Source organism: Natronoarchaeum sp. GCM10025703 (genome assembly GCF_042661985.1).
Classification (GTDB): Archaea; Halobacteriota; Halobacteria; order Halobacteriales; family Natronoarchaeaceae; genus Natranaeroarchaeum.
Genome location: NZ_JBHSZF010000001.1, coordinates 1,421,031 through 1,447,034 on the forward strand (window position 1 = coordinate 1,421,031; position 26,004 = coordinate 1,447,034).

The window sequence follows — 26,004 nt, forward strand, 5'->3', positions numbered from 1 at the left end:
CGCAATACACGATTGAGGACCTGTATCTGCTGTTCACGACACTTCTTTCCGGTCACGTCGGTGTACGTAATCCAGAGATCGGACTCGCACTGATCGGCCTCTATCATTCTGAACGAGGAAATCCCGCCGGCCGTGTACGGTGTCTCGACGGAGAGCACGTTCTACCGTCTCCCCGGCCAGCGCTCGGTCGACGAGGCGGGAAGTGTACTCCGCCACCGTCTCGGGAACGATGAGTTCGTCGAGGTTCGCGTTCACGAGCACGTCCGCATCGAAGCCGAATTCGGTCGCAAACGCCGAGTTTGCCTGCCTCACGATTCGGCGACCGTCTTCGACGTCGACCGCGAGTGTCGGGTCCGGAATGCAATCGATCCCAACGAGAGCGTGATCCGGCTTCGTCTGACTGTCGCCTGTCCTGGTCATCGTATTGCGGATCCGTGCTTCGAGCGCTTCGGGCACCAATGGCGGTTGAAGCACGTCGTCGATCATCTCCCATACGTCCGTCGGTATCGTGGATGTATCCGTAGTCAGATACAGTATCGACGTCTCGGAGTTGCCCCGCTCCGTCATTTCAGGAACCGGTCCAGGGGAACTACCCGACTCCTCGAGAATCAGCAGATCGAACTCCTCGGGAGATACGGGGGCGCCCTCGATCTCCGTGATCGAGAACGAGGTCGGCACTGCTGTCCGAACCTGGGTTCGGTACTCATCGCTCTGGAGCAGGAGGCCGACTGTTGGCGCATGTGGGGAATGCCGACCGTCTTCGATGGGTTCCACACAACTGTGGTCCGTCATAGTCGGTCCCCGAGGAGCGGGTAGTTGTAGGGCTCTGACATGGCTAAACTGTGGTCCGGTCGTGTTTGGGGGGCATCTGGGGGCAAACACGCCGAGCCACGAATACCCCATCGTACCCTCACAACTTAAAATTGCCGATGGTAATTACCTACAGCATTTGATTACGGCACTTCAACATGGTAGTAAAGGGATGGTTACTTATCGGGGCCGGACTATCTTTACGCAAGGAGAAAAACCGTGAAATTGCGCCAGCCTACAGACTTCCTGATACTCGAAGCACTACACGCATACGGGCGAAACGTGGCGCCTAACCTCTCGCACATCACTGGCAAGAGTCGGAAAAACGTCAACAACCGACTGCCAGTGCTGGAGGATTACAGCCTCGTCGAGAAGATCGGACCGGCCGAACGGTCGGGTCTGTACGAAGTAACCGAACGTGGTCGGGTCGCGCTACGCTGTCGCGACGAGTACGACTCTACCGCCGATTTCGAGGGGCTGATCGACCGGCGTCTGGAAGTGACCGATTCCGCAAGCGCCAGCGCCGCGATGGCTCGTGGCGGAGACGAGCCAAGCAACGACGGCGACGTCGAGTAGTAGGGATCCGGTCCAAACCCACTTGAGCTATCAGCCCTCAGTAGCGGGTAATGGGCTGGAAGGAGGTTCTCTCGGACGTCGGGGACGAGTCTGTCGACAGCAGCGCTGTCGCCGACGGCGAGGTACTGGAACGGCTCGATCCACACGTCCAGGAGTGGTGGATTCGGGAGTTTGGTGAGTACGTCGACGAGAACGCGGGATTCTTCACACCGCCACAAAAAGACGCGATTCCGCTGATCGACGACGACGAGAACACGCTGATCTGCGCGCCGACGGGGAGCGGCAAGACCCTCGCCAGTTTCACGGCAATCATCGACGAACTGTTCGCCCGCGAGCGCGAGGAAGGACTCGAAAACTCCGTTTACTGTCTGTACGTCTCCCCGCTGAAGTCACTCGCCAACGACATTCATCGGAATCTGACCGTCCCGCTCGATGGCATTGCCGATATCGAGCGCGAGCGGAGCGACGGTGAGCCTGCGGCGGCGAACATCCGCCACGCGATCCGACACGGCGACACGAAAGACAGCGAGCGCCAGCGGATGCTCGACGAGACGCCGCACATCCTCAACACGACGCCCGAGACGCTAGCGATTCTGCTTAACTCCCCGAAGTTCCGCGAGAAACTGCGAACCGTCGAGTACGTCGTCGTCGACGAGATCCACGCGCTGGCGGCCGGGAAGCGCGGGACCCACCTGAGCATGAGCCTCGAACGCCTCGACTGGCTAGCCGAGAGCTCTCCGACACGCATCGGCTGTTCCGCGACCATCGATCCCCTCTCGACCGTCGCTGAGTTCCTCGTCGGGCAGGCCGAACCGGGCGGCGATCCGCGGGAGTACGAAATCGTCGACGCCCGCTTCGCCCGCGAGTTCGACATCGAACTGCAGTCGCCGACTGACGACCTGATCCATACCCCGCGTGACGTGATCCAGAGTCGCTTTTACGATCAGCTACACGACCTCATACAGGACCACACCAACACGCTGGTGTTCACGAACACCCGCTCGGGGGCCGAACGCGTCCTCCACAACCTCAGGGAACGGTTCGACGACTACGACGAGGACAACTCCGGCTGTCACCACGGGAGCCTCTCGAAGGGGAGCGCGAACGCATCGAAGGGGCGCTCAAGGAGGGGTCGCTCGACTTCGTCACGTCGTCGACGAGTCTCGAACTCGGTATCGACATGCCACACGTGGATCTGGTCGTGCAGGTCGGCAGTCCCAAGTCCGTCGCCGCGCTGCTCCAGCGCGTCGGCCGTGCCGGCCATCGCGTCGGTCAGACGGTGACCGGTCGAGTCATCGCGCTCGACCGCGACGAACTCATCGAGTGTGCGGTCATGCTCAAGAAGTCCCAGGAAGGGTTCGTCGACAGCGTCAACATTCCCGAAAAGCCCCAGGACGTCGCCGCCCAGCACGTCTACGGCATGGCGATCAACGAGATCCGTCCCGAGCAGTCGGTGGTCGATACGCTCCGGCGGGCCTACCCCTACCGCGAGTACACCGAAGCCGACTTCGAGCAGTTGGCCAGATATCTCACCGCCGACTACGACGGACTGGAGGAAAAGAACGTCTACGCGAAGATCTGGCGGGATCCGAACGACCCGCCCGAGGGCGAACATCACCACGAGGAGTTCCCCGTCGGGAAGCCGCTGATCGGGAAGCGCGGCCGTCTGGCGCGGGTGATCTACATGACGAACATCGGGACGATTCCCGATTCCTTTAGCTGTGACGTGTACACTCGCGCGAGCGACGAGTGGGTCGGCCAACTGGATGAGACGTATCTCGACACGCTCGAAAAAGGCGACGTGTTCGTCCTCGGCGGCTCGAACTTCGAGTATCAGTACCGCCGCGGGTCGAAAGTCTACGTCGACCGGACGAGCGCCCGGCCTACAGTGCCGTCGTGGTACTCCGAGCGGCTTCCCTCTCCTACGACCTCGGCAAGGAGGTGCTTCGGTTCCAGCGGGATATCGTCGAGCGCTACGACGATGGTGGTGCCCCAGCAGTCCGCCACTGGCTCCGGGAGTTCCCGCTCGACGACGACAGCGTCCGCGCCGTCGCACGGATCTTCGAGCACCAGATCAGATACGCCGGGACCGAGAGCGTCAGCACGGACGAACGCCTTGCGATCGAAGTCGAGCGCGACCACGACGAGTACGAGCGGAACTTCCACGTCCACTCGAACTACGGCCGGCGGTTCAACGATGGCCTCTCACGACTGCTTGCCTATCGCTGTGCTCAGGAGGCCAACGCCAACGTGACTGTCGCCGTCGCCGACAACGGCTTTACGATCTCGATGCCGCTGAACCGGAAAGTCGATGTCCGGGGCATTCTCGAAGAGACGAATCCGGAGCGAGTCCGCGAACTGTTACGCGCAAGTCTCGACGGCACCGACCTGCTCCAGCGGTATTTCCGGATCAATGCGACGCGCTCGCTGATGATCCTCAAGCGGTACAAGGGCTACGAGAAGTCCGCGAGCGAACAGCAGGTCTCCAGCGAGATGTTGCTCGGGTTCGCCCAGGATCTGGAGGACTTCGCGGTGATCGAAGAGACCTACCGCGAGATCCTCGAGGACAAACTGGATCTGGCGGGCATCGAGACGGTGCTCGGTGCCATCGGAGCGGGCGATATCGACGTCGTCAGCCAGTCGGTCGATTCGCCGACGCCACGGGCGTTCGGGCAGCGACGCTGTCTGCCAGCGACGTGGTGCTAGCAGAGGACGAGAGCGCCGTCTTGCAGTCGTTCCACGAGCGTGTCATGGCCGAAATCGGCGAGGGAGAGAGCGTGACCGATCGGAGCGGCTACGGGGCCGCCGGCACCGACGAGTAGCACCCGAGGTTTAAATCCGATCCCGACGCCAGAACGGTCGTGATCGCGATCGCAGGCGGGAAAGGCGGCTGTGGAAAGACGACGACTACGGTAGCGCTGCGCGATCCGTCGCGTCGAGGACGTCGCGTCCCGTCGTCGGCATCGACGCGGACTGGGACATGCCCGACCTCCACTCGCTCGCGCGTGTTGCGCCCTCGCTCTCGGCGACGACGGGGTCGGTTACTGCACCGAACCCAGCCACGCAGATCGATAAACGCGGCGTCACGGTACTCGAAGCCCCGACGGAGCGGGATCACCCCCGCCCGCGCCCGACGTTCGAGCGGATCGGCCGGACGCTCCGGGACGCCACCGCGCGGACGCTGATCGACTGTTCCGCCGGGGCCGGGCGTGACGCGGCGGTGCCCATCGACGTCGCGACTGGCGTCGTGCTCGTCTCGACGGGCGAACCCGCGAGTCTGCGTGACACCGCCAAGACGGCGGCGATGGCACGGGAAGTCGGGACACCGATTCTCGGTGCGGTCCTCACGAGGACGGACTCGGTCCCGAAAGGCACGGCAAGCCTGCTTGGCACTGAGCGGATCGTTGCGGTCCCCGACGCTCGGCGACCGCTGGACTCGCCCGCCGTTAGACGGGTTTATGACCGTCTTCCTGCGCTACTTGATAGCCAAAGAGATAATCCGGTCCGGCAAGTCCCTTGAGCCTTGCTAACACCGGAATAATATGAACGATGCCAACGAAGGGTACAGTATGGCAGACGACATCGAAGAACCCGAGGAACTACCGTCAGTACCCGGACGACTCGCCGCCGAGCATCCCGAGGTCTGGGATAGCTATGCCGACCTGGGCGAAGCCTGTTCGGACGCCGGGCCGATCGACGGGGAGACGAAGCGCCTCGTCAAACTCGCGCTGGCGGTCGGTGCACAGTCCGAAGGCGCGGTCCACTCGCATGTCCGCCGCGGCCTCGACGAAGATATCGATCCCGAGACGCTGCGTCACGTCGGCGTCCTCGCCATCCCGACGCTTGGCTTCCCGGAGTCGATGGCGGCGCTTAGCTGGATCGAGGATCTGGCGGACGGCGAATAAAAAATACGATCGCTTCTACAGCAGGTCTTCGACGGCGTCAGCGACCTGTTCCGGCGTATCGCCGACCGGAACGCCGGCGTCGTTGAGTGCGTTGATCTTCGACTCTGCGGTACCGGTACCCGAACCGGAGACGATAGCGCCTGCGTGGCCCATTCGCTTGCCCGGCGGCGCGGTACGGCCCGCGATGAAGCCAGCGACCGGCGTATCCATGTTGTCGGCGATGTACTGGGCGGCCTGCTCCTCGTCCTCGCCGCCGATTTCGCCACACATCACGACGACGTCGGTGTCGGGGTCTGCCTCGAACGCTTCGAGGGCGTCGATGAAGTTCGTCCCGATGATCGGATCGCCGCCGATGCCGATGGCGGTCGACTGACCCAGTCCGCGGTCGGTAAGGTTATCGACGACCTGGTAGGTTAGGGTACCCGAGCGCGAGACCAGCCCCACGTTCCCCGACGAGAAGATGTTCCCGGGGAGAATGCCGAGTTTCGACTCGCCCGGCGTGATGATGCCGGGACAGTTCGGGCCTATCAGCCGCGTGTCGGTCTCGGTGAGGCGTTTGTTGACCTTCGCCATGTCCTGAGTCGGAACGCCTTCCGTGATGGCGACCGCCAGATCCAGCGGCGAGTCGAGCGCCTCGAAGATGGCGTCGCCCGCGAACGCCGGCGGCACGAAGATGACCGATGCGTCGGCGTTCTCCTCGCGTGCTGCCGCCTCGACGGTGTCGTAGACCGGGACGCCGTGGACGTCCTGCCCGCCGCGGCCCGGCACTGCGCCGGCGACGACGTTGGTCCCGTACTCCATCATCTGGCCGGCGTGGAACTTCCCTTCGCCGCCGGTGATACCCTGCACGACGACGCGCGTGTCTTCGTCGACTAGAACACTCATGCTTCCACCTCCGTCGCGTACTCGACGGAGCGTTGCACCGCATCCTCCAGCGTCTTCTCGACGGTCACGAGGTCCTCGTTGAGGATCTCCATGCCTTCCTCCCAGTTGGTCCCGGCAAGTCGGACGACGACGGGCTTGGGGATCTCGTCGAACTGTTCGAGTGCGCTGTTGATCCCCTTGGCTACCTCGTCGCCGCGGGTGATCCCGCCGAAGATGTTGAAGACGACCGAATCGACGTTCTCGTCGGAGAAGACCATATCCAGCGCGTTGGCGATCCGCTCAGCCTTCGCACCACCGCCCACGTCGAGGAAGTTGGCGGGTTCGCCGCCGTAGTAGTCGACCAGGTCGAGGGTCGTCATCACGAGACCGGCACCGTTGCCGATGATGCCGACGTTGCCCGACAGGCGAACGTAATCGAAGCCGTACTCGCCGGCTTTGGCTTCCAGTTCGTCGCCGCCAGCGGAGTCGTCCTCCATCTCGGCGAGTTCTGGCTGGCGGAACAGGGCGTCTTCGTCGATGTTCATGACGGCATCGGCCGCGATCACTTCGTCGTCGGCCGTCACCATCAGCGGATTGATCTCAGCCTCTGTGGCGTCGCTATCGGCCCATAGCTGGTAGAGTGTCCGCAGGACTGAGGCGACATCTGTCGCAACCTCGCGGTCGACGCCGGCCTCGAAGACGGCGCGTCGCGCCTTGTAGGGAAACATTCCGAACGAGGGGTCGATATGCTCGCGGACGATGGCGTCGGGGTCCTCCTCGGCGACCTCCTCGATATCGACGCCGCCTTTCGTCGATACCATGGCGACGGGCTTGCCCGCGTTACGATCCATCGTGACGCCCAGATAGAGTTCGTTGACGAAGTCGACTGCGCCCTCGACGAGTACGCTGTCGACGTGGAGGCCCTTCAGATCCATCCCGAGGATCGACTCGGCGGCCTCGCGGGCTTCCTCCTCGCTATCGACGAGTTCGATCCCGCCGGCCTTTCCACGTCCTCCGACCTGAACCTGCGCCTTGATGGCGACCGGATACCCGATCTCTTCGGCGGCAGCGACCGCTTCGTCGACGCTTTTTGCGAGCGTCGACGGCGGTGTCGGAATCCCGGCGTCGGCGAACACCTGCTTCGCCTGATATTCGTGTAGCTTCATTTCTGACTCGTCCCGTACTTTCGGTGAACCCGAGTTAGTAGTGTCGAAACGTGGTGCGGAGGGACACACCGCCAGTCTGGCCGACGGACCGTCGCCGCCTCGATTCGTCCGCTCGCGGTCGACGTCTCGGAGCTGCACGGAGAGCGTCGGTCAGATCGGTTCTCGACGTTTTACGCGAGATCCACTCGAAGCCCGTTCGGCGTCGGAAGTCGATCGAACACCCGGTACTGGGGCCGGAAAATCGAGTGACGAGGGCGCGGTACTTACCGACGTGGTAACCTCTGTCTCTCCGCCCGTAAACGAAAGCCCTTTTATTCACCCGTGGAATAGAACTGAGTGCAGTAAGACAGCGGGCGTGGGTAGCCAAGCAGGCCAACGGCGCAGCGTTGAGGGCGCTGTCCCGTAGGGGTCCGCCGGTTCAAATCCGGTCCCACGCATCGCATTGGTGGGCATACCCCACCGGAAACGATGCACGGTGCATTCCCCCTGGGACTGCACCCACGCACAACTTCTACCGAAAATAAACACGGAGCAGTAGTGCTGTCCCGCAGGGATCCACCGATGAACGAGCGGTTGTGTTACTCGCGTGTGACTCCAGGGAGCGCAGCGAAACGACGTCGACTAAATCCGGTCCCACGCATCGTCTGCGAACCGTCGGGTTCGCAGGCTCGGAAATCTCGGATTTCCGGTGCATTGGTGGGCATACCCCACCGGAAACGATGCACGGTGCATTCCCCCTGGGACTGCACCCACGCACAACTTCTACCGAAACAACGTTCGAGAGAGCAGTCAGTAGGCGCGTGTTCCGGGTCAATTAGGATTGGGAAGCTACAGCTCCGTGGGCATAGCTCACCGTAGACGCCGGTGGCCGAGGCGCGCTGTATGCGCGCCGACGGGGGAGGGCAGGCGGTGCGTGGCGGGAGAGACTGGGGAGGAACTACTGCGACAGCGAGGCGACGACGAAAGTCGTTTGACCACCGCGACCACTAGAACGGACAGTGACAGACGAGTCCCCGACAGCCGACGGATCGACCGAGGACCCCGAGGCATCCGACGACCCCACCGACCCTGCGCGAACGCTCTCCATGCGAGGCTTTCACGACGCCCTCGAAGGCCTCGGCCGACCGGTCGTGACGGCCAGCGAAGTCGCCCGTCAGAGCGACTGGACCCAGTCCGAAGCGATGGGCGCACTGGAGAACCTCGCCGCGTCCGAGGAGATCCAACACGTCGACGTCGGCACCGATCCCGTGGTCTGGTTCCCCACCGACTGGGGCAAGCTTGCCGACCACGAGCGCGTCGTCCCGTTCCCCAAACGCCGCGAGATCGTCGTCGACCAGCCGACCCAGTTCACCCGGGCACAGCTATCCCAGTTCGCCCATCTCGTCGACGTCTCCGGCGCGGAAGCGTACCGCTACGAGATCAGAAAGGAAGACATCTGGCAAGCGCCATACGAGTCTTTCGAGCGCCTGCTCCGAACCGTCCAGCAGGTGCTTCCCGACCGACTGCCCGAACTGGAGGAGTGGATCGAGGACCAGTGGCGCAGAGCACGCCAGTTCCGGCTGGTGACCCACGAGGACGGCTACACCGTACTCGAAGCCCAGAGCGCCGAGTTGATGGGCAACGTCGCCAGACAGGAACTCGAGGAGGCACAACTTCGCGCGCCCATCTCCGATACCGAAAGTTGGGTCGCCGAGGGCTCGGAGGCGTCGATCAAACGGACGCTTTACGAAGCGGGCTATCCCGTTCAGGACGAGCGCGAACTGGAGGAGGGCGACCCGCTCGATATCTCGCTCGGCCTCGAACTGCGCGGCTACCAGCGCGACTGGGTCAATCGCTTCGTCGACGCGGGATCTGGCGTGCTTGTCGGCCCGCCGGGGAGCGGGAAGACCGTCGCCGCGATGGGGATCATGGAGGCAATCGGCGGGGAGACGCTGATCCTCGTCCCGACCAGAGAGCAGCGAGCCAGTGGCGCGACGAACTGCTCGCCCGCACCGACCTCACCGCCGAACAGATCGGAGAGTACCACGGCGGTAGCAAGGATATCCGGCCCATTACCATCGCCACCTATCAGACTGCGGGGATGGATCGGCACCGCTCGCTGTTCGACGGCCGACGCTGGGGGCTGATCGTCTACGACGAGGTTCATCACATCCCTGCAGACGTGAGCCGCCGGAGTGCCGACCTCCAGAGTCGCCACCGACTCGGTCTCTCGGCGACGCCGATCCGCGAGGACGAGCGTGAGAAGGACATCTACACGCTGGTCGGCCAGCCGATTGGCACCGACTGGGACGAGCTGTTCGACGCCGGCTACGTCCAGGAGCCAGAAGTCGAGATCCGCTACGTCCCGTGGGACGAGGAGGTCTACCGCTCGGAGTACGCGACCGCCGAGAGCCACGAGAAACGCCAGCTCGCTGCCGGAAATCCCGTGAAGATCGACGAGATCCGGTCGATCCTCGCCGACCACGGGAACTCGAAGACGCTCGTCTTCGCCGACTACATCGATCAGGGCGACGTGCTCTCCGAGGCGCTTTCGGTGCCGTTCATCAGCGGCGAGATGCCACACGCACGCAGGGAGAAGTTGTTCAGCCAGTTCCGCCAGGATGAGCGGGACATCCTGATCGTCTCCCGCGTCGGCGACGAGGGGATCGACCTCCCCGATGCAGATCTGGCGATACTGGCCTCGGGACTCGGTGGCTCCCGACGCCAGGGCTCACAGCGGGCCGGGCGAACGATGCGTCCCGCCGGTAAATCCCGCGTCTACGTCCTGGCGACTCGCGGGACGACCGAGGAGGATTTCGCTCAGCGACAACTGCAGCACCTCCGATCGAAGGGGATTCGGGTCCAAGAAGTCGATAGCGAGCGTGTAAACGACGGACCGATTGAATAGCGTTTTCGCAAGACGTAATCGGATAGTGTTAACCACATTAGGGGCTATTTTTACCAGATAATATTTAATTTTCATACTTCGTTATATTTTAGTAATACAAACCTATATCTTACGAGAAGATGACTTGGGAACGAATATCACACCGGGAAGACCGGGGCATCACTCCTGTGGTGGCGATCATTCTACTGTTCGGGCTCGTCGCGATAAGTGCGATGATCACCATGGTTGCCGGCATGAGTTTGATGGATACGATCGAGACCCAGACCGATATCGAGCGGACACAGCAGAACTTCGACGTGACCTCACAACAGCTACAGCAGGCGGTAATAACTGGCGATCCCCAGGGATTGCCCGATATGGCGGCATCGACCGAGCTACGATCCGGTACGACGACGATAGCGTTCAAGCGGGCGGACGTCGACTTCGACGAGGCGGACTACGATACTGATTGGGAAAAAACGTCCTCTCCGTACGAGATAGATCTCAACTCCGTCCGGTACCAACCTGACGGCGCCAACGAGCAGTTCGTATTTGAAGGGGGTGGACAATGGCGCGTCTCGGGCGACCGGGTCACTGTCCAGTCGGCACCCCAGTTCCAGTTCTCTTACGACGAGACGCTCGGTCTCGATGTCTCGCTCCTGAACGTCGACGACTCCTCGCAATTTTCTGGTGCCGATGTGGTCGCCCGGACTGAGGGGCCCGGATCGAATGCTATCGATGAGTCGAAACTCGCCGACGTTCTTGAGCACGACGGGACCGACGGCGGTGAGGACATCGTGATCGAAATCGAAACCGAATACTACGAAGCATGGGAGGCGGCGCTGGAACGCCACAGCGACCTCGACCACGAGCACATCAACTACTATCATGATCCGGACGAGGATCTGCTTCGCATCGCGATCAAACAGTTAGCGACCGAACGGTCGCCGACATTCAACGTCGACTCCATCGATACCGTCACGGAAACCGTCGAGCACGGAGAGGACCTCGTTGTCGAGGTAACAGTCGGGAATACGGGGACTGCTCCCGGGAGTACGGCAGTCGATATGTCTATCGAGGGAGATGCAATGGAGACCCTCTCGACAGACGAGTTATCGCCGGGCGAGCGGCAGACGATCACTTTCGAGTACGCCTCTAACCCCGGTGGTGGCGGTGCCGATGGCTCGCTAGTCGATGTCGGCGGGATCAGTAATCAGAAACATCAGATTGTCAGCCAGTACGACGAGTACGCCTTCGAGATAGCGACTGACAACGACAGCGGAACCGGGAGTTTCCTGTTTAGCCAGCCCAAAGCGTTCTACCGGATCGAAGCCCACGAGTACGATCCGAGTTCCGGCGTCGTCACCGCGGAGTTCACAAACATAGCGGGCGACATTCAGGAGTACGATGTTACCTTCCTGCTCGAAGGCGAAAGCGCCGACGGCGAAGTCGAAATATCGGAGGAGCGAACGCTTGAAGACCTCTCACAGCGATCCTGGGAGGAGTCGACCTACGAGATAGATATCAACCAGAGCCGACTCCCCTATGGCGAGTATACGTACACGATTGACGTCGCAGACACCAACTTCCCGTCAGCCCACAACAACAATCCGGACGCAGCATTGCCACCGGAACGTTCGAGCTAAACGCCGGTAACGGCGTCGGTACTGATCCCGGTGAGATCGTCGTTGACGAACCGACCGACGTGAACGTGAGCCTGATCGGGACGGAGATTTCGGCGGAGTGGTACGATCCGTGGGAGGACCACTGGACAAAGCGGTGGGCTGGCGTCACGTCGTCGGCAGTGGTCGGTGACACGCGTTACCGGTTCCTCCCTGATGGCTCCACCCGAGAGATCGATCTCGACGACCCACACACTACCGGGCCGGGAGCGGAGATGGAGGACTTCAATCTGAATACGTTCGGAACGCAAGAGCAAGTGTACGAACTCGAAGAGTCACTCGACGAGGGATCAGTTACGATCGAAGCGACGTACTGGCGGTGTGAGACGTACGAGTACGAAAGCAGCGATACGTACAACTCTCGGAACTACGATCACTACGAGTGTACTGATTTCGGTGATCCGATAACCGTCGACGTCTCTGACGGCGAAATCGACCCCGGTTCCGGGTTCGTAATGACCCGGGATCACCAACGGAACGATCTCCCGAATATCGAAGAAGGCTACGAACGCCAGCGAAGCGTCGCGGAGGTCTTCGATCACGGTACCGACGATGTCGAACTCCAGGAGGACGGACTCCAACTCGGCACAGAAGACTTTGCGTTCATGATGGAGGTGACAATGGATCAGGACGGGTTAGCAGACGAGTACGATCACGCCAGTGGGTACGACGGTGAATACTCCGAGGCGTTCGATTCGGCTGATCCGACACTTGCGAATCAAGCGGCCTGGGATATCGCTGGGGGTACCGAGACAGATCACAGACGGATACCGGTGACCCCAACTTCAACGACGTGATCGGTCTGGTCGAGGTCGACCCCGGCGAGTCCTACGTCGAGAGTGAAAACCCCCTCGACGAGGACCCGACTATAGACGGCGAACAGCGCGAGGTAGACACCGAGACGAGCGGCGTCAGCGGATCGACCGATGACGGTTCGCGCACCGTCGACGTGGGCGTCGACGAGATCGTAATCGGTTAGAACCGGTACTCGACGCCGTCGTCCGAATCTTCGACAGTGACCCCGAGCGCTTCCAGGTCGTCACGCAGTGCATCGGCCCGCTCGTAGTTTCCTGCTTCGCGTTCGTCCTCGCGGACGTCGAGCACGAGTTCGACCAACTCCTCGGCGAGTCGCACGTTCCCGCCGGTCTCGCCGTCGAACGCGAACCCGAGCGCCTCGCCGCCGAACGTCTCGAACGCCTCGATGGCGTCGGCCAGCCCCTGATAGTCGTAGGTTTCGTGCCCGACGTGTTTGTTTACAGCGCCGGCAATCTCCAGCAGGGCCGCGAGCGCCCTGCGCGAATTGAAGTTGTCGTTCATCGCACGCTCGAACTCCTCGCGGGCGTCCGCTACGGTCGCGCGGAGTTCCTCGTCGACGACTTTCGCCGCGGCGTCGGGACTGTCGGCGGCGTCGACCGCAGTCCGATAGCCCCGCTCGAGTCGCTCCCAGCGCTCGACGGCTTCGTCGAGTGCCGCCTCGCTGTAGGTCTGTCTGCTGTCGAACGCGGCCGACAGCAGAAACATCCGAATGGCGTTCGGGCCGAACTCGCGCACGGCGTTGCGGACGGTAAAGAAGTTCTCCAGACTGGAGGACATCTTCTCGCCCTCGGTTTCGAGCAGATTGACGTGGAGCCAGTAGCGGGCGAACTGCTCGCCGGTGGCGGCCTCGCTCTGGGCGATTTCGTTTTCGTGATGCGGGAAGATCAGGTCCTGTCCGCCGACGTGGATATCGATCGAATCGTCGAGATGGGTCGTGCTCATCGCCGAGCACTCGATGTGCCACCCGGGGCGCCCCTCGCCCCACGGGGACGCCCAGGTCTGTCCACCCGGGTCGGCGTCGTCGGGATGTGCCTCGCCGGCCTTCCAGAGCGCGAAGTCCGCGGGATTGCGCTTCTCGGAGCGTTCGTCAGGATCCCCTGTGATTCGATCTCGTCGAGATCCTGATTCGAGAGTTTGCCGTACTCGTCGAACGTCGAGATGTCGAAGTAGACTGAACCGTTGGCCTCGTAGGCGTAGCCCCGGTCGAGTAGCGTCTCGACGAGGTCGATGATATCGGGGACGTGCTCGCTCACACGGGGGTAGACGTCCGCACGCTTGAGGTTCAGCGAGCGCATGTCCTCGATGGTCTCGCCGACGAAGTGACGAGCCACCTCGCTCTCGGTGTCGCCGTACTCCTCGTTGACTCGGGCGACGATCTTCTCGTTGACGTCGGTGAAGTTCTCGACGTGGCGGACGTCGTAGCCGAGATACTCCAGCCAGCGGTGCATCACGTCGACGTGGGCCCAGGCGCGGGCGTGACCGAGATGCGGGAGGTCCGAGACCGTCAGTCCACAGTAGTACAGGAGAACGGAGTCGGGGTCCTGTGGCTCGAACGGTTCCGTCTCGCCCGTCAGGGAGTTCGTGACCTGCAGCGTCATCTACCCGGTAGTTCTTCCAGCATGCGCTTGAATCCACCGACTGCCACCGTCCGGGAGGACTCGAAACCCACAAGCCTTCGTCGGCCTACCCTCCCGGTAATGCCCACGGGTGCGATACCGACGGCGTCGCTGGCGGGCGGGATGGATCTTCACCTCACCCTCGAAAGCGGCCAGTCGTATCTCTGGCGGCGCGAGGACGGTCGGATGTACGAGAACGCAACGGAAGGGTCGCCGTGGTACTACACGGTCGTCGACGGCGAAGTCGTCCGGGTTCGCCAGACCGAGTCGGCCATCGAGTGGCACGCCAGCACGGAGGCCGAACCGCTCGTCAGGGAACTGTTGCGCCTCGACGACGACCTCCCCGAAATCTTCGGGGCCGCCCCCGACGAGCAGATACTCGAGGCCGCCTACGAGTACGCCAGGGGACTCCGATTGGTCGCCGACCCGGTCTTTCCGACCCTGATCTCGTTTATTCTCTCCCAGCAGATGCGCGTCGAACGGATTCACTCGATGACGACGACGCTGGCCCGCGAATACGGCGCGGAAGTCGAGTTCGATGGCCAGACGTATCGCGCCTTCCCGACGCCCGAGGAACTCGCCACAGCGTCCGAGAGCGAACTGCGTGACTTCGCTCTGGGCTATCGCGCCCCATACGTCGTCCGAACGGCAGAGATGGTCGCGGACGGCGATGCGCATCCGAACGAGGCTCTCGGACTCTCTTACGAGGACGCCCGCGAGAGCCTCACGCGCTTCGTCGGCGTCGGCGACAAGGTCGCGGACTGCGTCTTGCTGTTCTCGCTGGGCTATCTGGAGGCCGTCCCGCTGGATACCTGGATCCGGACGGCCATCGAGGACCACTTCCCCGACTGCGACTGCGGTAACTACGCCGAGACGTCACGGGCCATTCGCCAGCGCTTCGGCGTCGGTGACGGCGACGACTACGCGGGCTACGTCCAGACGTACGTGTTTCATTACCTGCGAACGCGCGAGTGAGACGCCAGGGCGGGCGAGGTACGGTTCGGCATCGGCCAGCAGTGTGTGCAGGACTGAGACGATTAGCACCTTCCTCCTGCAGGGGACGCCGTGGGCGACGGCTGCGCGGGACCACGACCACATTCTACTACCGTGTCTCGACGATGTCCGGCGACCGACCGGTAGTCACGACCACGTCGCGCTCGCGGGCCCACCCCCCGTGTGAGACCCACACATACATTACCGAGGTCGCTCATACCGTCTCATGGATGTCAATAAAATACACTCTTCGTCGGGATACCAACAAGTATTATAAGGGGGTTACTAATCATAAATATGGTTTGGGGACAAGCTTATATAGCTTGGATTCTGTGACTAGCACACGATTCGGTGACCGCCCGCCGGACCCCCACCCGGACTTCGACGCGTCTAGCACTGTTGAGTCGTTCATTGCCGAGTCACTCGTTGCGCGGAACGGTCTGGGGAGTGACAGCACATGACATATACGATCCGAACCGACGGCGAACCGCCCGACGTGGCATCAGCCGCGACGATGGAACAGTCGACCGATCGGTGTTTATCGAAAGCATGAACGGAGATACAGAAACGCTCGACGAGCTCAGTCAGGAGTACAGAGAGTCGATACCGTCAGACCTGCGTGAGACCAGATCCTTTGACTGGTATCTGGACGAGGTCTACGAGGATCCGAAGATAGCGCGGAACGCACACCAGCGGGTGGCTGACATGTTCGACCACTACGGTACCGAGTACGACGAGGAGGCAGGCGTCGTCGAGTACCACCTCGCGTCGGAGGATCCGCTTCACGACGGCGAAAACCGCTTTTTCGGCCGCGTAATACACGACTCGATGCACGAGTTCGTCAACAAGGTCAAAAGCGGTGCCCGACGGCTCGGCCCAGAACGCCGTATCAAACTGCTGCTCGGGCCAGTCGGGTCAGGTAAGTCCGCCTTCGACCAGCAGGTCCGGCGGTACTTCGAGGACTACACGATGCAGGAGGAGGGTCGGATGTACACCTTCCGGTGGACCGACCTCTGTTCGGTGATCGACGATCAGGACCCCGCCGACGACACGGTCCGATCGCCGATGAACCAGGACCCGCTCGTCCTGCTGCCGCTCGAACAGCGCCAGCAGGTCATCGACGGGATCAACGACCGACTAGAGGCCCCCTACACGATCCGCAACGAGCAGTCGCTGGACCCGGAAAGCGAGTTCTACATGGACCGACTGCTGGGGCATTACAACGACGACCTGCAGAAGGTGCTCGAAAAACACGTCGAGATCATCCGGCTCACTGCCGACGAGAACAAGCGCCAGGCCCTGGAGACGTTCGAGCCGAAAGACAAAAAGAACCAGGACGAGACCGAACTCACCGGCGACGTCAACTACTCGAAAATCGCAGTCTACGGCGAGTCCGACCCGCGCGCGTTCGATTACTCCGGCGCGTTCTGTAACGCGAACCGCGGCGTCTTCTCGGGCGAGGAGCTACTGAAACTCCAGCGGGAGTTCCTCTACGACTTCCTGCATGCAACCCAGGAACAGACGATCAAACCGAAGAACAACCCCCGGATCGATATCGACCAGGTGATCGTCGGCCGGACGAACATGCCGGAGTACAAGGACAAGAAAGGCGACGAGAAGATGGAAGCGTTCAACGACCGCACCAAGCGGATCGACTTCCCCTACGTCCTGTCCTATGACCAGGAAGCCGAGATCTACCGAAAACTGCTCGGCAACGCCGACGTGCCCGACATCCACGTCGAACCGCATACCCTGGAGATGGCCGGGCTGTTCAGCGTCCTCACGCGGATCGAGGAGCCGGATACGGACACGGTCGACCTGCTTCAGAAAGCCAAAGCATATAACGGCGAGGAGGACGAGGCCGACGAAGTCGACGTGAAGAAACTGCGTGAGGAAGCCTCGACCACGGCGGAGATCGGTGAAGGAATGGACGGTATCTCGCCCCGGTTCATCGGCGATGAGATAGCCGAAGCGATCATGGACAGCAAACATCGCGGCCGTGGCTTTCTCTCGCCGCTGATCGTCTTCAACTTCTTCGAGGAGAACCTCGAACATCACGGCTCGATCCCCGAGGACAACTTCGAGACGTACTACCGCTACCTCGAACGCGTCCGCGAGGAGTACCGCGAGCGAGCCATCGAGGACGTCCGCCACGCCCTGGCGTACGACGTCGACGAGATCCGTCGACAGGGCGAGAAGTATATGGACCACGTCATGGCCTACATCGACGACGACACCGTCGAAGACGAGATCACGGGCCGCGAACAGGAACCGGACGAGACCTTCCTGCGCTCGGTCGAGGAGAAACTCGACATCCCCGAGGACCGGAAAGACGACTTCCGACAGGAGGTCAGCAACTGGGTTTCCCGGCGTGCACGCGAGGGTGAGGCGTTCAATCCGCAGGACAACGAGCGGCTTCGCCGCGCGCTCGAACGCAAACTCTGGGAGGATAAGAAACACAACATCAACTTCTCGGCGCTGGTCAGCGCGAACGAGTTCGACGACGACGAGCGCTCGGCGTGGATCGACGCGCTCGTCAAGCAGGGCTACAGCGAGGACGGTGCGCGCGAGGTGCTCGAGTTCGCCGGTGCCGAGGTCGCAAAGTCCGAACTAGAACAGTAATGTCTCGAGGAGAAGAGTACGTCAGCGAGGCCGATGCCGCCCTCGAAGGGGCTTACGAGGAGCCACACAGTCTGGCCGAGTACGTCGACGAGGTCTTCGAGCGCCCCCGGATCGCCTCACACGCGAGCAAGTATCTCGTCGAGGCGATCGAGTCCCAGGGAACCCGGACGGTCATCGAAGAGGGCGAAGAGAAAGAACGGTATCGCTTCTTCGACGACCCGCACAACGACGGCGAGCACGCCGTACTCGGCAACACTGAGGTGCTCAACGCCTTCGTCGACGACCTGCGGACGATAGCCGCCGAACGGGGGAAAGGCGAGAAGATCATTTGGTTCGACGGGCCAACGGCGACCGGCAAGTCCGAACTCAAACGCTGCCTGATCAACGGGCTACGGGAGTACTCGAAGACCGAGAAAGGACGCCGGTACACAGTCGAATGGAACGTCGAGGGGGCCGCCGATACACGGGGACTGAGCTACGGCAGCGAGCAGCGCTCGGACGAGGACGACTGGTACGAGAGCCCCGTGCAGGCGCACCCCCTCTCGGTGTTTCCCGACGAGGTCCGGTCGGAGATATTGGCCTCGATCAACGACACGTCCGACGATCACGTCGACCTTCACGTCGACGCCCGACTCGATCCGTTCTCGCGGGAGGCGTACGACTACCTCGAAGAGCAGTACCGCCGGAACGGCGATGCCGAACAACTGTTCTCTGCGATCACCGACCCCGAGCACCTGCGAGTGAAAAACTACGTCGTCGACGTCGGACAGGGGATCGGCGTCCTGCACTCGGAGGACGAGGGCCATCCCAAACAGCGTCTCGTCGGTTCCTGGATGCAGGGAATGTTACAGGAACTCGACTCCCGCGGTCGAAAGAACCCGCAGGCGTTCAGCTACGATGGCGTGCTCTCGCAGGGCAACGGCCTCCTGACTATCGTCGAGGATGCGGCCCAGCACGCGGACCTGCTCCAGAAGTTGCTCAACGTCCCCGACGAGCGAACGGTAAAACTCGATAAGGGGATCGGGATGGACATCGATACGCAGATGCTGATCATCTCGAACCCGGATCTGGAAGATCAGCTGAATCAGCACTCCGATCGCAACGGGACGGACCCGCTGAAAGCGCTCAAGCGACGCCTCGACAAACACGAGTTCACCTACCTCACGAACATCTCGCTGGAGACCGAACTGATCAGGCGGGAGTTGACCGGTGAAACGACCGTCTGGGAGACCGAGGAGTACGACGAGCTGAGGCAAAGATCCGCGAACCGATCAGTATGAAGGTGCGGGGATCGGATAGCGAGATCTGGGAGCGCGAACTCGCACCGCACACTATCGAGGCGGCGGCGATGTACGCCGTCGTGACGCGTCTGGAAGACGGCGACCTCCCCGCGGGAATCGACCTCGTCGACAAGGCCGTCCTGTACGACAAGGGCTACCTGCAGGACGGCGACGAGCGACGCGACGAATCCGAGTTCGAGTTCGACGACGAGACGAATGGCGAGCAGGGGATTCCCGTCACCTTCACGCGTGACGTGCTGGCAGAGCTCCTCCAGACCGAAACGGATCGGCACCACGCCGACCTCCCTGTCGAACGGGTGGTCATGCCCCGCGACGTTCTGAACGCGATGGCGGAGGGCCTCGAGGACGCGCCGATGTTCTCGGCGGGTGAGCGCGCCGAATTCGAGAACCGGGTCGTGCCGGTGAAGAACTTCCTGTTCGGCCAGCAAGAAAGCGACGTCCTCGAAGCGATGCTTCACGACAACCGCGTCGACGAGGAGACGGTCGGCGAGTACGTCGAGCACGTCTACGCGTGGGCGACCGACGAGCGGATCACCAACGACCGCGGCGAGCGGATCGAACCGGACCCGCTGAAGATGAAACTGTTCGAGGCAGAGCATATGGGTCGGTTCGCCGAAAGCGATTACGACGGCAACGAGCCCTCTACCGCGGTCGCGGAGTTCAGGCGGAGCAAGATCATCACGTCACTGAACCGCCACGCGTGGGAGCACCGTGACGAGGACTTCTCCGTGTCGAACGTGGATCTGACCGAGATCCCGATCATCCGAAGTCTTCTGGAGAGCTACGACTGGGACGATGTCGCGCGGATCTACGAGGACTTCGAACCGAACCAGTGGGACGATCCCCCGGCAAATACGGAGACAGAAAGCGTGAAAGCACAGACGATAGAGAACATGATCGACCTGTTCGACTACACGGCGGCGTCGGCCGAGTTGACGAGCCGTCACGTCGTCGGACAGATCGCCTACAAGTGGGAATAATGGGACTGCAAGACGACCTCGAACGATTCAGGGCGGTGGGCGAACAGCGCCGCGAAGACCTCGAAGAGTTCATCCAGTACGGTGATCTCAGTGGGAGCGAGAAGGACGAGGTAAAGATCCCGATCAAGATAGTCGACCTGCCCTCGTTCGAGTACGACCAGCGCGATCAGGGCGGCGTCGGTCAGGGTGAGGGCGACGTCGGCGATCCGGTAGGGCCGCCACAGCCACAGCCAGGGGACGGCGACGAGGAGGGCGACCCCGGCGAGGAGGGCGGCGAACACGAGTACTACGAGATGGATCCCGAAGAGTTCGCCGAGGAACTCGACGAACGACTGGGGCTGGACCTGGAGCCGAAAGGCAAGAAAGTCGTCGAGGAGAAGGAAGGACCCTTCACCGATCTCACCCGGAGCGGCCCGGACTCCACCCTCGACTTCGAGCGGATGTTCAAAGAGGGGCTCAAACGCAAACTGGCGATGGACTTCGACGAGGAGTTCCTCCGTGAGACACTCAAAATCGACGGCTGGGGGCCCCAGCGCGTCTTCGAGTGGGCCCGCGGCGAGAACATCCCGGTCTCGAAGCCGTGGATCGAGGAGGCGTACAGCGATATCGCCGCCGAGGAACTCGACACGTGGGAGAGCTTCGAACAGCTAGACGCGAACGTCGACCGGGAGCCGATCCAGCGAAAGATCCGACGCGAAGGCCTCCAGCACGTCCCGTTGCGCCGCGAGGACGAGCGGTACCGACACCCGGAGATCATCGAAGAGAAAGAGAAGAACGTCGTCGTGGTCAACATCCGGGACGTCTCGGGATCGATGCGACAGAACAAGCGCGAACTGGTCGAGCGGACGTTTACGCCGCTGGACTGGTATCTCCAGGGCAAGTACGACAACGCGGAGTTCGTCTACATCGCCCACGACGCCGAGGCGTGGGAGGTCGACCGCGACGAGTTCTTCGGGATCCGTTCGGGTGGCGGGACGAAGATTTCCAGCGCGTACGAACTCGCAGAGCAACTGCTCGAAGAGTACCCCTGGCACGAGTGGAACCGCTACGTCTTCGCCGCAGGTGACAGCGAGAACTCCAGCAACGACACCGAATCGGGCGTGATCCCGCTGATGGAGGAGATTCCGGCGAACCTCCACGCCTACGTCGAGACCCAACCCAGCGGGAACGCGGTTAATGCGACCCACGCCAAGGAACTGGAGAGCCACTTCGGCGAGGACGACGACGTTGCGGTCGCGTACGTCTCGAACCAGAACGACGTCGTCGACGCCATCGAGGAGATCCTCAGTACGGAGAGTGAAGAATGAACTTCGATCGATACAACGCACAGCGCGAGGCAACGAAACTACAGGAGCCAGTCGACGAGGCCCGGAAGCTGCCGAACGGCTCGGATTAGAGCCGTATCCGGTCAACTACTGGATCGTCGACTACGACGAAATGAACGAACTGATCTCCTACGGCGGGTTTCAACAGCGATACCCGCACTGGCGCTGGGGGATGCAGTACGACCGCCAGCAAAAGCAGGGCCAGTACATGGGCGGGAAGGCCTTCAGAATCGTCAACAACGACAACCCATCACACGCCTTCCTGCAGGAGTCGAACGAGCTAGCCGACCAGAAAGCGGTCATCACGCACGTGGAGGCGCACGCCGACTTCTTCGCGAACAACGAGTGGTTCGGCCTGTTCACCGACGGGCGCAGCGACGATACCGTCGAGGCGGCCGCCATGCTGGAGCGACACGCACGACAGATCCGCGAGTACATGGAGGACCCCGAGATCGATCGGGCCGACGTGGAGCGCTGGATCGATCACGTGCTCACGCTCGAAGATACGATCGACCAGCACCAGGCGTTCTCGGCGTCACGCCCCGGAGAACCCGACGCCGAAACGGAGCAACTGGAAGAGGATCTCGCGGAGAAACTCGGCGAACTGAACATGAGCGACGAGGTCCGCGAGGAGGTGTTCTCCGACGAGTGGCTCGAAGGCCAGTCGTCCGAGGAAGACGCCGCAGAGCCAGAGACGCCCGAGAAGGACGTCATCGCCTTCCTGGGCGAGCACGGCAAACAGTTCGACCAGGATACCGGGAAGGCCCGCGAGTACGAACCCTGGCAGCGCGACGTGCTGGAGATGCTGCGGACCGAGTCGTACTACTTCGCCGGCCAGAAGATGACGAAAGTGATGAACGAGGGATGGGCCTGTGTCGCTCCTGATACTCCTGTGTTCACCGTAGATGGGGTGCTTCCGATGCGGGAGGTCGTCGAGAGACACGTTCCGGTTTCGGACGGGACCGACGATCAGACAGTGTATGACTCGAACGTCATACACGATCACGAGACAGTAACGATCGAAAGCAGGCGAGGATTCTGAACTGACCGGCTCGAATAATCATCGTGTACAGCGGCCTGATGGATCCTGGGTACGGTTGGACGAGCTAGAAACCGGCGACTCAATCGAAGTGTCAGGAGGGAACGGACTCTGGCCGGAGGAGTACGTACCGGTCGAATGGACGAACCCCCAACAAAAGACGCTTGACGATGTCGCAACTCAGGCAGGCGTATCTGTCTGGACGGTATTGCGATACAGAGAAACCGGCTCCGCACGGAAAGCGGATGCGATAGAAACCGCTCTGACGGACTACAAAGGACAGAACCTGAGCGTCTCGACACGGAACGGTATTCACATCCCGGATACTGTATCCGAAACTTTCGGGCGGTTCCTTGGTCTGCTGACCGGTGATGGGCACGTCTCGGCGAAATCCCGACAGGTCGGTCTCACCAGTGGCTCACGGGATCGTGCAGAGGAATTTGCGGGGCAGCGGACGAGCTTTTCGGGACCAACGCATCTGTTGAAGAGTCGGGGGATCGATGGCGTGTGTATCTCTATTCACAGAACCTGGTAGAGCTTTTGACTGAGGGGATCGGGTTACCATCCGGTAAATCGGCAAGTGATAAATCGGTTCCAGAGTCGATCCTTCGATCACCGAAATCAGTTGTCGCCGCGTTCCTTCGTGGCCTCTTTGATGCTGATGGCTATGCGGGAGAACAGGGTGCCATCCTCAGTACGAAAAGTGAACAGCTGAGCAAGGAAGTGCAGCTTCTGTTGACCAATTTCGGAATACTGACCCGGCGGCGCCAGCAGTCGGATGGTTGCTATCACGTCCATATAACCGGGAAATCTGCAAGTATTTTCGGTGAAGAGATCGGGTTCGGATACCAGGAGAAACAGGCCCTGCTTGATCAATACGTCGATGAACTGGCCTGGTTTGAGGAAGAAAGCTGGACTGACGAAGTTATCGATACGTCAGTGAGTACCGGTACAGTGTACGATATCTCGGTTGACAACACACACAGATACGCCGGTGCTGGATTCGTCAATCATAACTCCTACTGGGAATCCGGGATGATGGCCGACGAGAACTTCGCCAGTACTGACGAGTTTCTTACCTACGCAGACCACATGGCGCGGGTGCTCGGTTCGCCCGGACTCAATCCCTACAAACTCGGCCTCGAACTCTGGCAGTACGCCGAGAACACGGCCAACCGACGCGAGGTGCTGGACAAACTCCTCCGCGTAGAGGGAATCTCGTGGCGGAACCTGCTTGATTCGGTCGATTTCGATAGCGTGCTGGAGACTCTCGAACCCCCGTCGGCACTGAAACTGATCACCAGTGACCGACTCGACAAGGTGGCCGCGCTCCCGGACGAGTTCGTCGACGGGGAGCACCTGAAGCGCGCCCGCGAAGGTGAGATCGACGTCGACCAGTACCCCTGGAAAGTACTCACCTACGAGGGGCTTGCTCGACGACACTTCTCGCTCACCAAGCCACAGCACCGGCGCTTCCTGCCGAGTGTGAGCCAGTCCGAACTCGAACGGATCGGCCGATACCTGTTCGACGACGCCATCTACGGGAGCGTCGACGAGGCCCTCGAAGACGTGGAGTACACCACTGGCTGGGATCGGATGCGCGAGATCCGGGAGAGCCACAACGACGTGACCTTTCTCGACGAGTTCCTCACACAGGAGTTCATCGAGGAGAACGAGTACTTCACCTACGAACACTCCCATGCCACCGGCCAGCCACGGGTTGCCAGCAGGGACGCCACGGACGTCAAACAGAAGCTACTGCTACGGTTTACCAACTTCGGCAAACCGACCATCCTCGTCAAGGACGGCAACTACAACAACCGCAACGAACTCCTGCTGGCCCACCGGTACAACGGTGTGATGCTCGATATCGAGCAGGCAAAGAGCACGCTCGAACGCGTCTTCGAGCTATGGGGTCGCCCCGTCAACCTCGTGACAATCGTCAAGACCGTCGATGATCACGACCTCGAAGTCGCCCGCCGCCGCAACGAGGAACCCGAACCCACCGAGCAAGGCCGACTGATCCGGTACGACGGCGACGGGTTCGACGAGCGCGAACTCCCCTGGGAGGACGTCGAAGATATCGCCGCAAGCGACGTCGACTACGACACGAAACCCGACGACTGGCTAGCGTAAGCCCTGTAGAACCGTCGTCCGACGAAACGCGGTCCCGCATCGGGACCGGGAACCGGCCTCTGGGGACGACAGATGATCGGATTGATTCTGTAAGACCGCAACGTCGGATGCGGCCGAGCGATCAACGCTGTGTTTCTGTCCAATACGATGGGGGTGATGCTGCGCGCGAGCGTGTCCCCCGTCGAATGATCAGCGGAGGATAGTTTCGTTGGCCGCCAGTCGCCACGAAATTCCTCATCTACAGATATAATATAAAATTGATATTAATGAGAATTAAAAGCTAACGTATATTATAAGATATCATATTGCAATAAGTGGATCGGTAGCCCTGGTTCAATATTCCCGGTGAAAACTAACTGATTTTGAACGGTTGATAAGTCTTAAAACACGATTTGAATCCGCAAAATATGGACGTGGCGGAGGCAGTTTTATCTCCGGATAGAAACGGAGTTAGCATTCAGAAGTAGAGTATAATTGGTTTTATAGGCTCTAGCGGCGGAGACAGCGTAAATTTGGATGACGTCGACGATACTAACGAGAGTATAATAAATAGAAGAAGTAACGGAAATATTGAAAGTTAAAAATAGTTGTTTTTCACGTGAGTACTATAGTAATGACATTAATATCGTTAAATTAGTTCGCTGCGGCTCAGAGACCGATCGACGCCACAACCTCGCTCCATGCTTTGGTAGCCGGAGCATCTGAACACGTCTGAGGACGGGCTATTACAGAGGTACAGTCGTAAATCTATTCTCCGATCAGCGTTGAGTTCGTACCCCGGAAGTAGGGAGAGCTATATAGTAGTACTAGTTTTCCACATTTACCCCCCGATCCGCAATACTAGTAATACTTCCGGCAGTTTTCGTGTCCACCTGTCTCGACAGAGCGGTACGATACGATTATCGGCACTAGAGAGGCTGAGTGGCGGTCCAGTTCAGAATCGTCTAACGGAATCGGGCGATTACTCGTATTCGTCCTGGATGTACTCGAGCATCGCAAGTGTATCATCGCTATCCGACTGGTTCAGGCTGTTCAGACCTACTGCTGCCAGTAGGGGGTAGAAGTCCTGTAACTTCTGTAGATCGTAGTTGCTGGTACGCTTGCAGTCGTAACTCACCTCTCGGTAGGTTAGTTCCAGCGCGTCGTGTAGCTCTTCAGGCAGATAGATCGTTACGCTCTTCCACTCTTGCTTGACGTTTCCTAGATCCGTGAGGTCGTAGTCGTCGGTCGGTGCTTCGTCGCCGAGTGATTCCCCCATATCGGGGATTCCCGACTGCATATCCTCGCTATCCGAATCCTCAGTCATC

General features: G+C 60.9%; 14 protein-coding genes, 1 tRNA gene and 5 pseudogenes. 15 read left to right on the top strand and 5 right to left on the bottom strand.

Features of this window, described 5'->3' with window-relative positions:
• Positions 1-33 precede the first annotated feature (33 nt).
• On the bottom strand, positions 34-792 hold the full coding sequence (locus ACFQH2_RS08065; protein WP_377076620.1) for a PAS domain-containing protein: 759 nt from the start codon (positions 790-792) through the stop codon (positions 34-36).
• 237 nt (positions 793-1,029) lie between these two features.
• On the opposite strand from ACFQH2_RS08065, the gene ACFQH2_RS08070 reads away from it, so the two are divergent.
• The 4 genes and pseudogenes from ACFQH2_RS08070 to ACFQH2_RS08085 all read left to right on the top strand — a co-directional run bounded on the left by ACFQH2_RS08070 (position 1,030) and on the right by ACFQH2_RS08085 (position 5,291).
• Positions 1,030-1,386: an ArsR family transcriptional regulator gene (locus ACFQH2_RS08070; protein WP_377052542.1), complete on the top strand. Its 357-nt coding sequence runs from the start codon at positions 1,030-1,032 to the stop codon at positions 1,384-1,386.
• A gap of 50 nt (positions 1,387-1,436) precedes the next feature.
• A pseudogene (locus tag ACFQH2_RS08075) lies at positions 1,437-4,208 on the top strand (ATP-dependent helicase).
• A gap of 158 nt (positions 4,209-4,366) precedes the next feature.
• Positions 4,367-4,906 (top strand): MinD/ParA family ATP-binding protein, encoded by a 540-nt coding sequence (locus ACFQH2_RS08080; RefSeq protein ID WP_377076621.1) that lies wholly within the window; start codon positions 4,367-4,369, stop codon positions 4,904-4,906.
• Positions 4,907-4,955: 49 nt separating this feature from the next.
• Complete coding sequence (locus ACFQH2_RS08085) at positions 4,956-5,291, top strand: carboxymuconolactone decarboxylase family protein (RefSeq protein ID WP_377052548.1); 336 nt, start codon at positions 4,956-4,958, stop codon at positions 5,289-5,291.
• Positions 5,292-5,306: 15 nt separating this feature from the next.
• Here ACFQH2_RS08085 and sucD read toward each other — a convergent pair whose 3' ends face one another.
• Both sucD and sucC read right to left on the bottom strand, forming a co-directional pair.
• Positions 5,307-6,176: a succinate--CoA ligase subunit alpha gene (sucD, locus tag ACFQH2_RS08090; RefSeq protein WP_377052550.1), complete on the bottom strand. Its 870-nt coding sequence runs from the start codon at positions 6,174-6,176 to the stop codon at positions 5,307-5,309.
• Entirely contained in the window at positions 6,173-7,390 is a 1,218-nt protein-coding gene (gene sucC / locus ACFQH2_RS08095; protein ID WP_377057034.1) for an ADP-forming succinate--CoA ligase subunit beta, read from the bottom strand. Before sucC ends, sucD begins: the two co-directional genes overlap by 4 nt.
• Positions 7,391-7,674: 284 nt before the next feature.
• Here sucC and ACFQH2_RS08100 point away from each other — a divergent pair.
• From ACFQH2_RS08100 to ACFQH2_RS08120, 5 genes and pseudogenes are all read left to right on the top strand, one after another.
• A tRNA-Leu gene (locus tag ACFQH2_RS08100) sits at positions 7,675-7,758 on the top strand.
• Between the two features lie 648 nt (positions 7,759-8,406).
• Positions 8,407-10,208, top strand: a pseudogene (locus ACFQH2_RS08105) (DEAD/DEAH box helicase).
• A 242-nt stretch (positions 10,209-10,450) separates the two neighbouring features.
• The gene (locus ACFQH2_RS08110; protein ID WP_377076622.1) at positions 10,451-11,833 is read left to right on the top strand and encodes a DUF7289 family protein; all 1,383 of its coding nucleotides are present in this window, start codon (positions 10,451-10,453) and stop codon (positions 11,831-11,833) included.
• Positions 11,834-11,898: 65 nt separating this feature from the next.
• Positions 11,899-12,666 (top strand): hypothetical protein, encoded by a 768-nt coding sequence (locus ACFQH2_RS08115; protein WP_377076623.1) that lies wholly within the window; start codon positions 11,899-11,901, stop codon positions 12,664-12,666.
• Positions 12,663-12,848, top strand: a complete 186-nt coding sequence (locus ACFQH2_RS08120; protein ID WP_377076624.1) for a hypothetical protein — start codon at positions 12,663-12,665, stop codon at positions 12,846-12,848. Before ACFQH2_RS08115 ends, ACFQH2_RS08120 begins: the two co-directional genes overlap by 4 nt.
• Here ACFQH2_RS08120 and cysS read toward each other — a convergent pair.
• Positions 12,845-14,283, bottom strand: a pseudogene (gene cysS, locus ACFQH2_RS08125) (cysteine--tRNA ligase). The gene ACFQH2_RS08120 and the pseudogene cysS sit on opposite strands and share 4 nt — an antisense overlap.
• Before the next feature lie 99 nt (positions 14,284-14,382).
• Here cysS and ACFQH2_RS08130 point away from each other — a divergent pair.
• The 6 genes and pseudogenes from ACFQH2_RS08130 (at position 14,383) to ACFQH2_RS08155 (ending at position 24,697) form a co-directional block, all read left to right on the top strand.
• Positions 14,383-15,276, top strand: a complete 894-nt coding sequence (locus ACFQH2_RS08130) for a DNA-3-methyladenine glycosylase family protein (protein WP_377052558.1) — start codon at positions 14,383-14,385, stop codon at positions 15,274-15,276.
• Between the two features lie 567 nt (positions 15,277-15,843).
• Positions 15,844-17,916: a PrkA family serine protein kinase gene (locus ACFQH2_RS08135; protein ID WP_377052560.1), complete on the top strand. Its 2,073-nt coding sequence runs from the start codon at positions 15,844-15,846 to the stop codon at positions 17,914-17,916.
• A pseudogene (locus ACFQH2_RS08140) lies at positions 17,916-20,197 on the top strand (PrkA family serine protein kinase). The gene ACFQH2_RS08135 and the pseudogene ACFQH2_RS08140 overlap by 1 nt, the downstream one beginning before the upstream one ends.
• The gene (locus ACFQH2_RS08145; protein ID WP_377052564.1) at positions 20,197-21,504 is read left to right on the top strand and encodes a YeaH/YhbH family protein; all 1,308 of its coding nucleotides are present in this window, start codon (positions 20,197-20,199) and stop codon (positions 21,502-21,504) included. The pseudogene ACFQH2_RS08140 and the gene ACFQH2_RS08145 overlap by 1 nt, the downstream one beginning before the upstream one ends.
• Positions 21,501-22,393: pseudogene (locus tag ACFQH2_RS08150) on the top strand (SpoVR family protein); the annotation flags it as partial. The gene ACFQH2_RS08145 and the pseudogene ACFQH2_RS08150, both read left to right, overlap by 4 nt.
• Before the next feature lie 675 nt (positions 22,394-23,068).
• Positions 23,069-24,697, top strand: a complete 1,629-nt coding sequence (locus tag ACFQH2_RS08155) for an LAGLIDADG family homing endonuclease (RefSeq protein WP_377076625.1) — start codon at positions 23,069-23,071, stop codon at positions 24,695-24,697.
• A 961-nt stretch (positions 24,698-25,658) separates the two neighbouring features.
• Here ACFQH2_RS08155 and ACFQH2_RS08160 read toward each other — a convergent pair.
• A complete protein-coding gene (locus ACFQH2_RS08160; protein ID WP_377052568.1) occupies positions 25,659-26,003 on the bottom strand; it encodes a hypothetical protein in 345 nt (114 codons plus the stop codon).
• Between the last annotated feature and the right edge of the window lies 1 nt (position 26,004).

Excerpts from the sequence above, each read along its gene's own strand:
- ACFQH2_RS08080 (WP_377076621.1), top strand. The coding sequence starts at position 4,367 with ATGCCCGACCTCCACTCGCTCGCGCGTGTTGCGCCCTCGCTCTCGGCG.
- ACFQH2_RS08145 (WP_377052564.1), top strand. The coding sequence starts at position 20,197 with ATGGGACTGCAAGACGACCTCGAACGATTCAGGGCGGTGGGCGAACAG.
- sucD (WP_377052550.1), bottom strand. The coding sequence starts at position 6,176 with ATGAGTGTTCTAGTCGACGAAGACACGCGCGTCGTCGTGCAGGGTATC.
- ACFQH2_RS08160 (WP_377052568.1), bottom strand. The coding sequence starts at position 26,003 with ATGACTGAGGATTCGGATAGCGAGGATATGCAGTCGGGAATCCCCGAT.
- ACFQH2_RS08110 (WP_377076622.1), top strand. The coding sequence starts at position 10,451 with ATGGATACGATCGAGACCCAGACCGATATCGAGCGGACACAGCAGAAC.
- ACFQH2_RS08065 (WP_377076620.1), bottom strand. The coding sequence starts at position 792 with ATGACGGACCACAGTTGTGTGGAACCCATCGAAGACGGTCGGCATTCC.
- ACFQH2_RS08085 (WP_377052548.1), top strand. The coding sequence starts at position 4,956 with ATGGCAGACGACATCGAAGAACCCGAGGAACTACCGTCAGTACCCGGA.
- ACFQH2_RS08135 (WP_377052560.1), top strand. The coding sequence starts at position 15,844 with ATGAACGGAGATACAGAAACGCTCGACGAGCTCAGTCAGGAGTACAGA.
- ACFQH2_RS08130 (WP_377052558.1), top strand. The coding sequence starts at position 14,383 with ATGCCCACGGGTGCGATACCGACGGCGTCGCTGGCGGGCGGGATGGAT.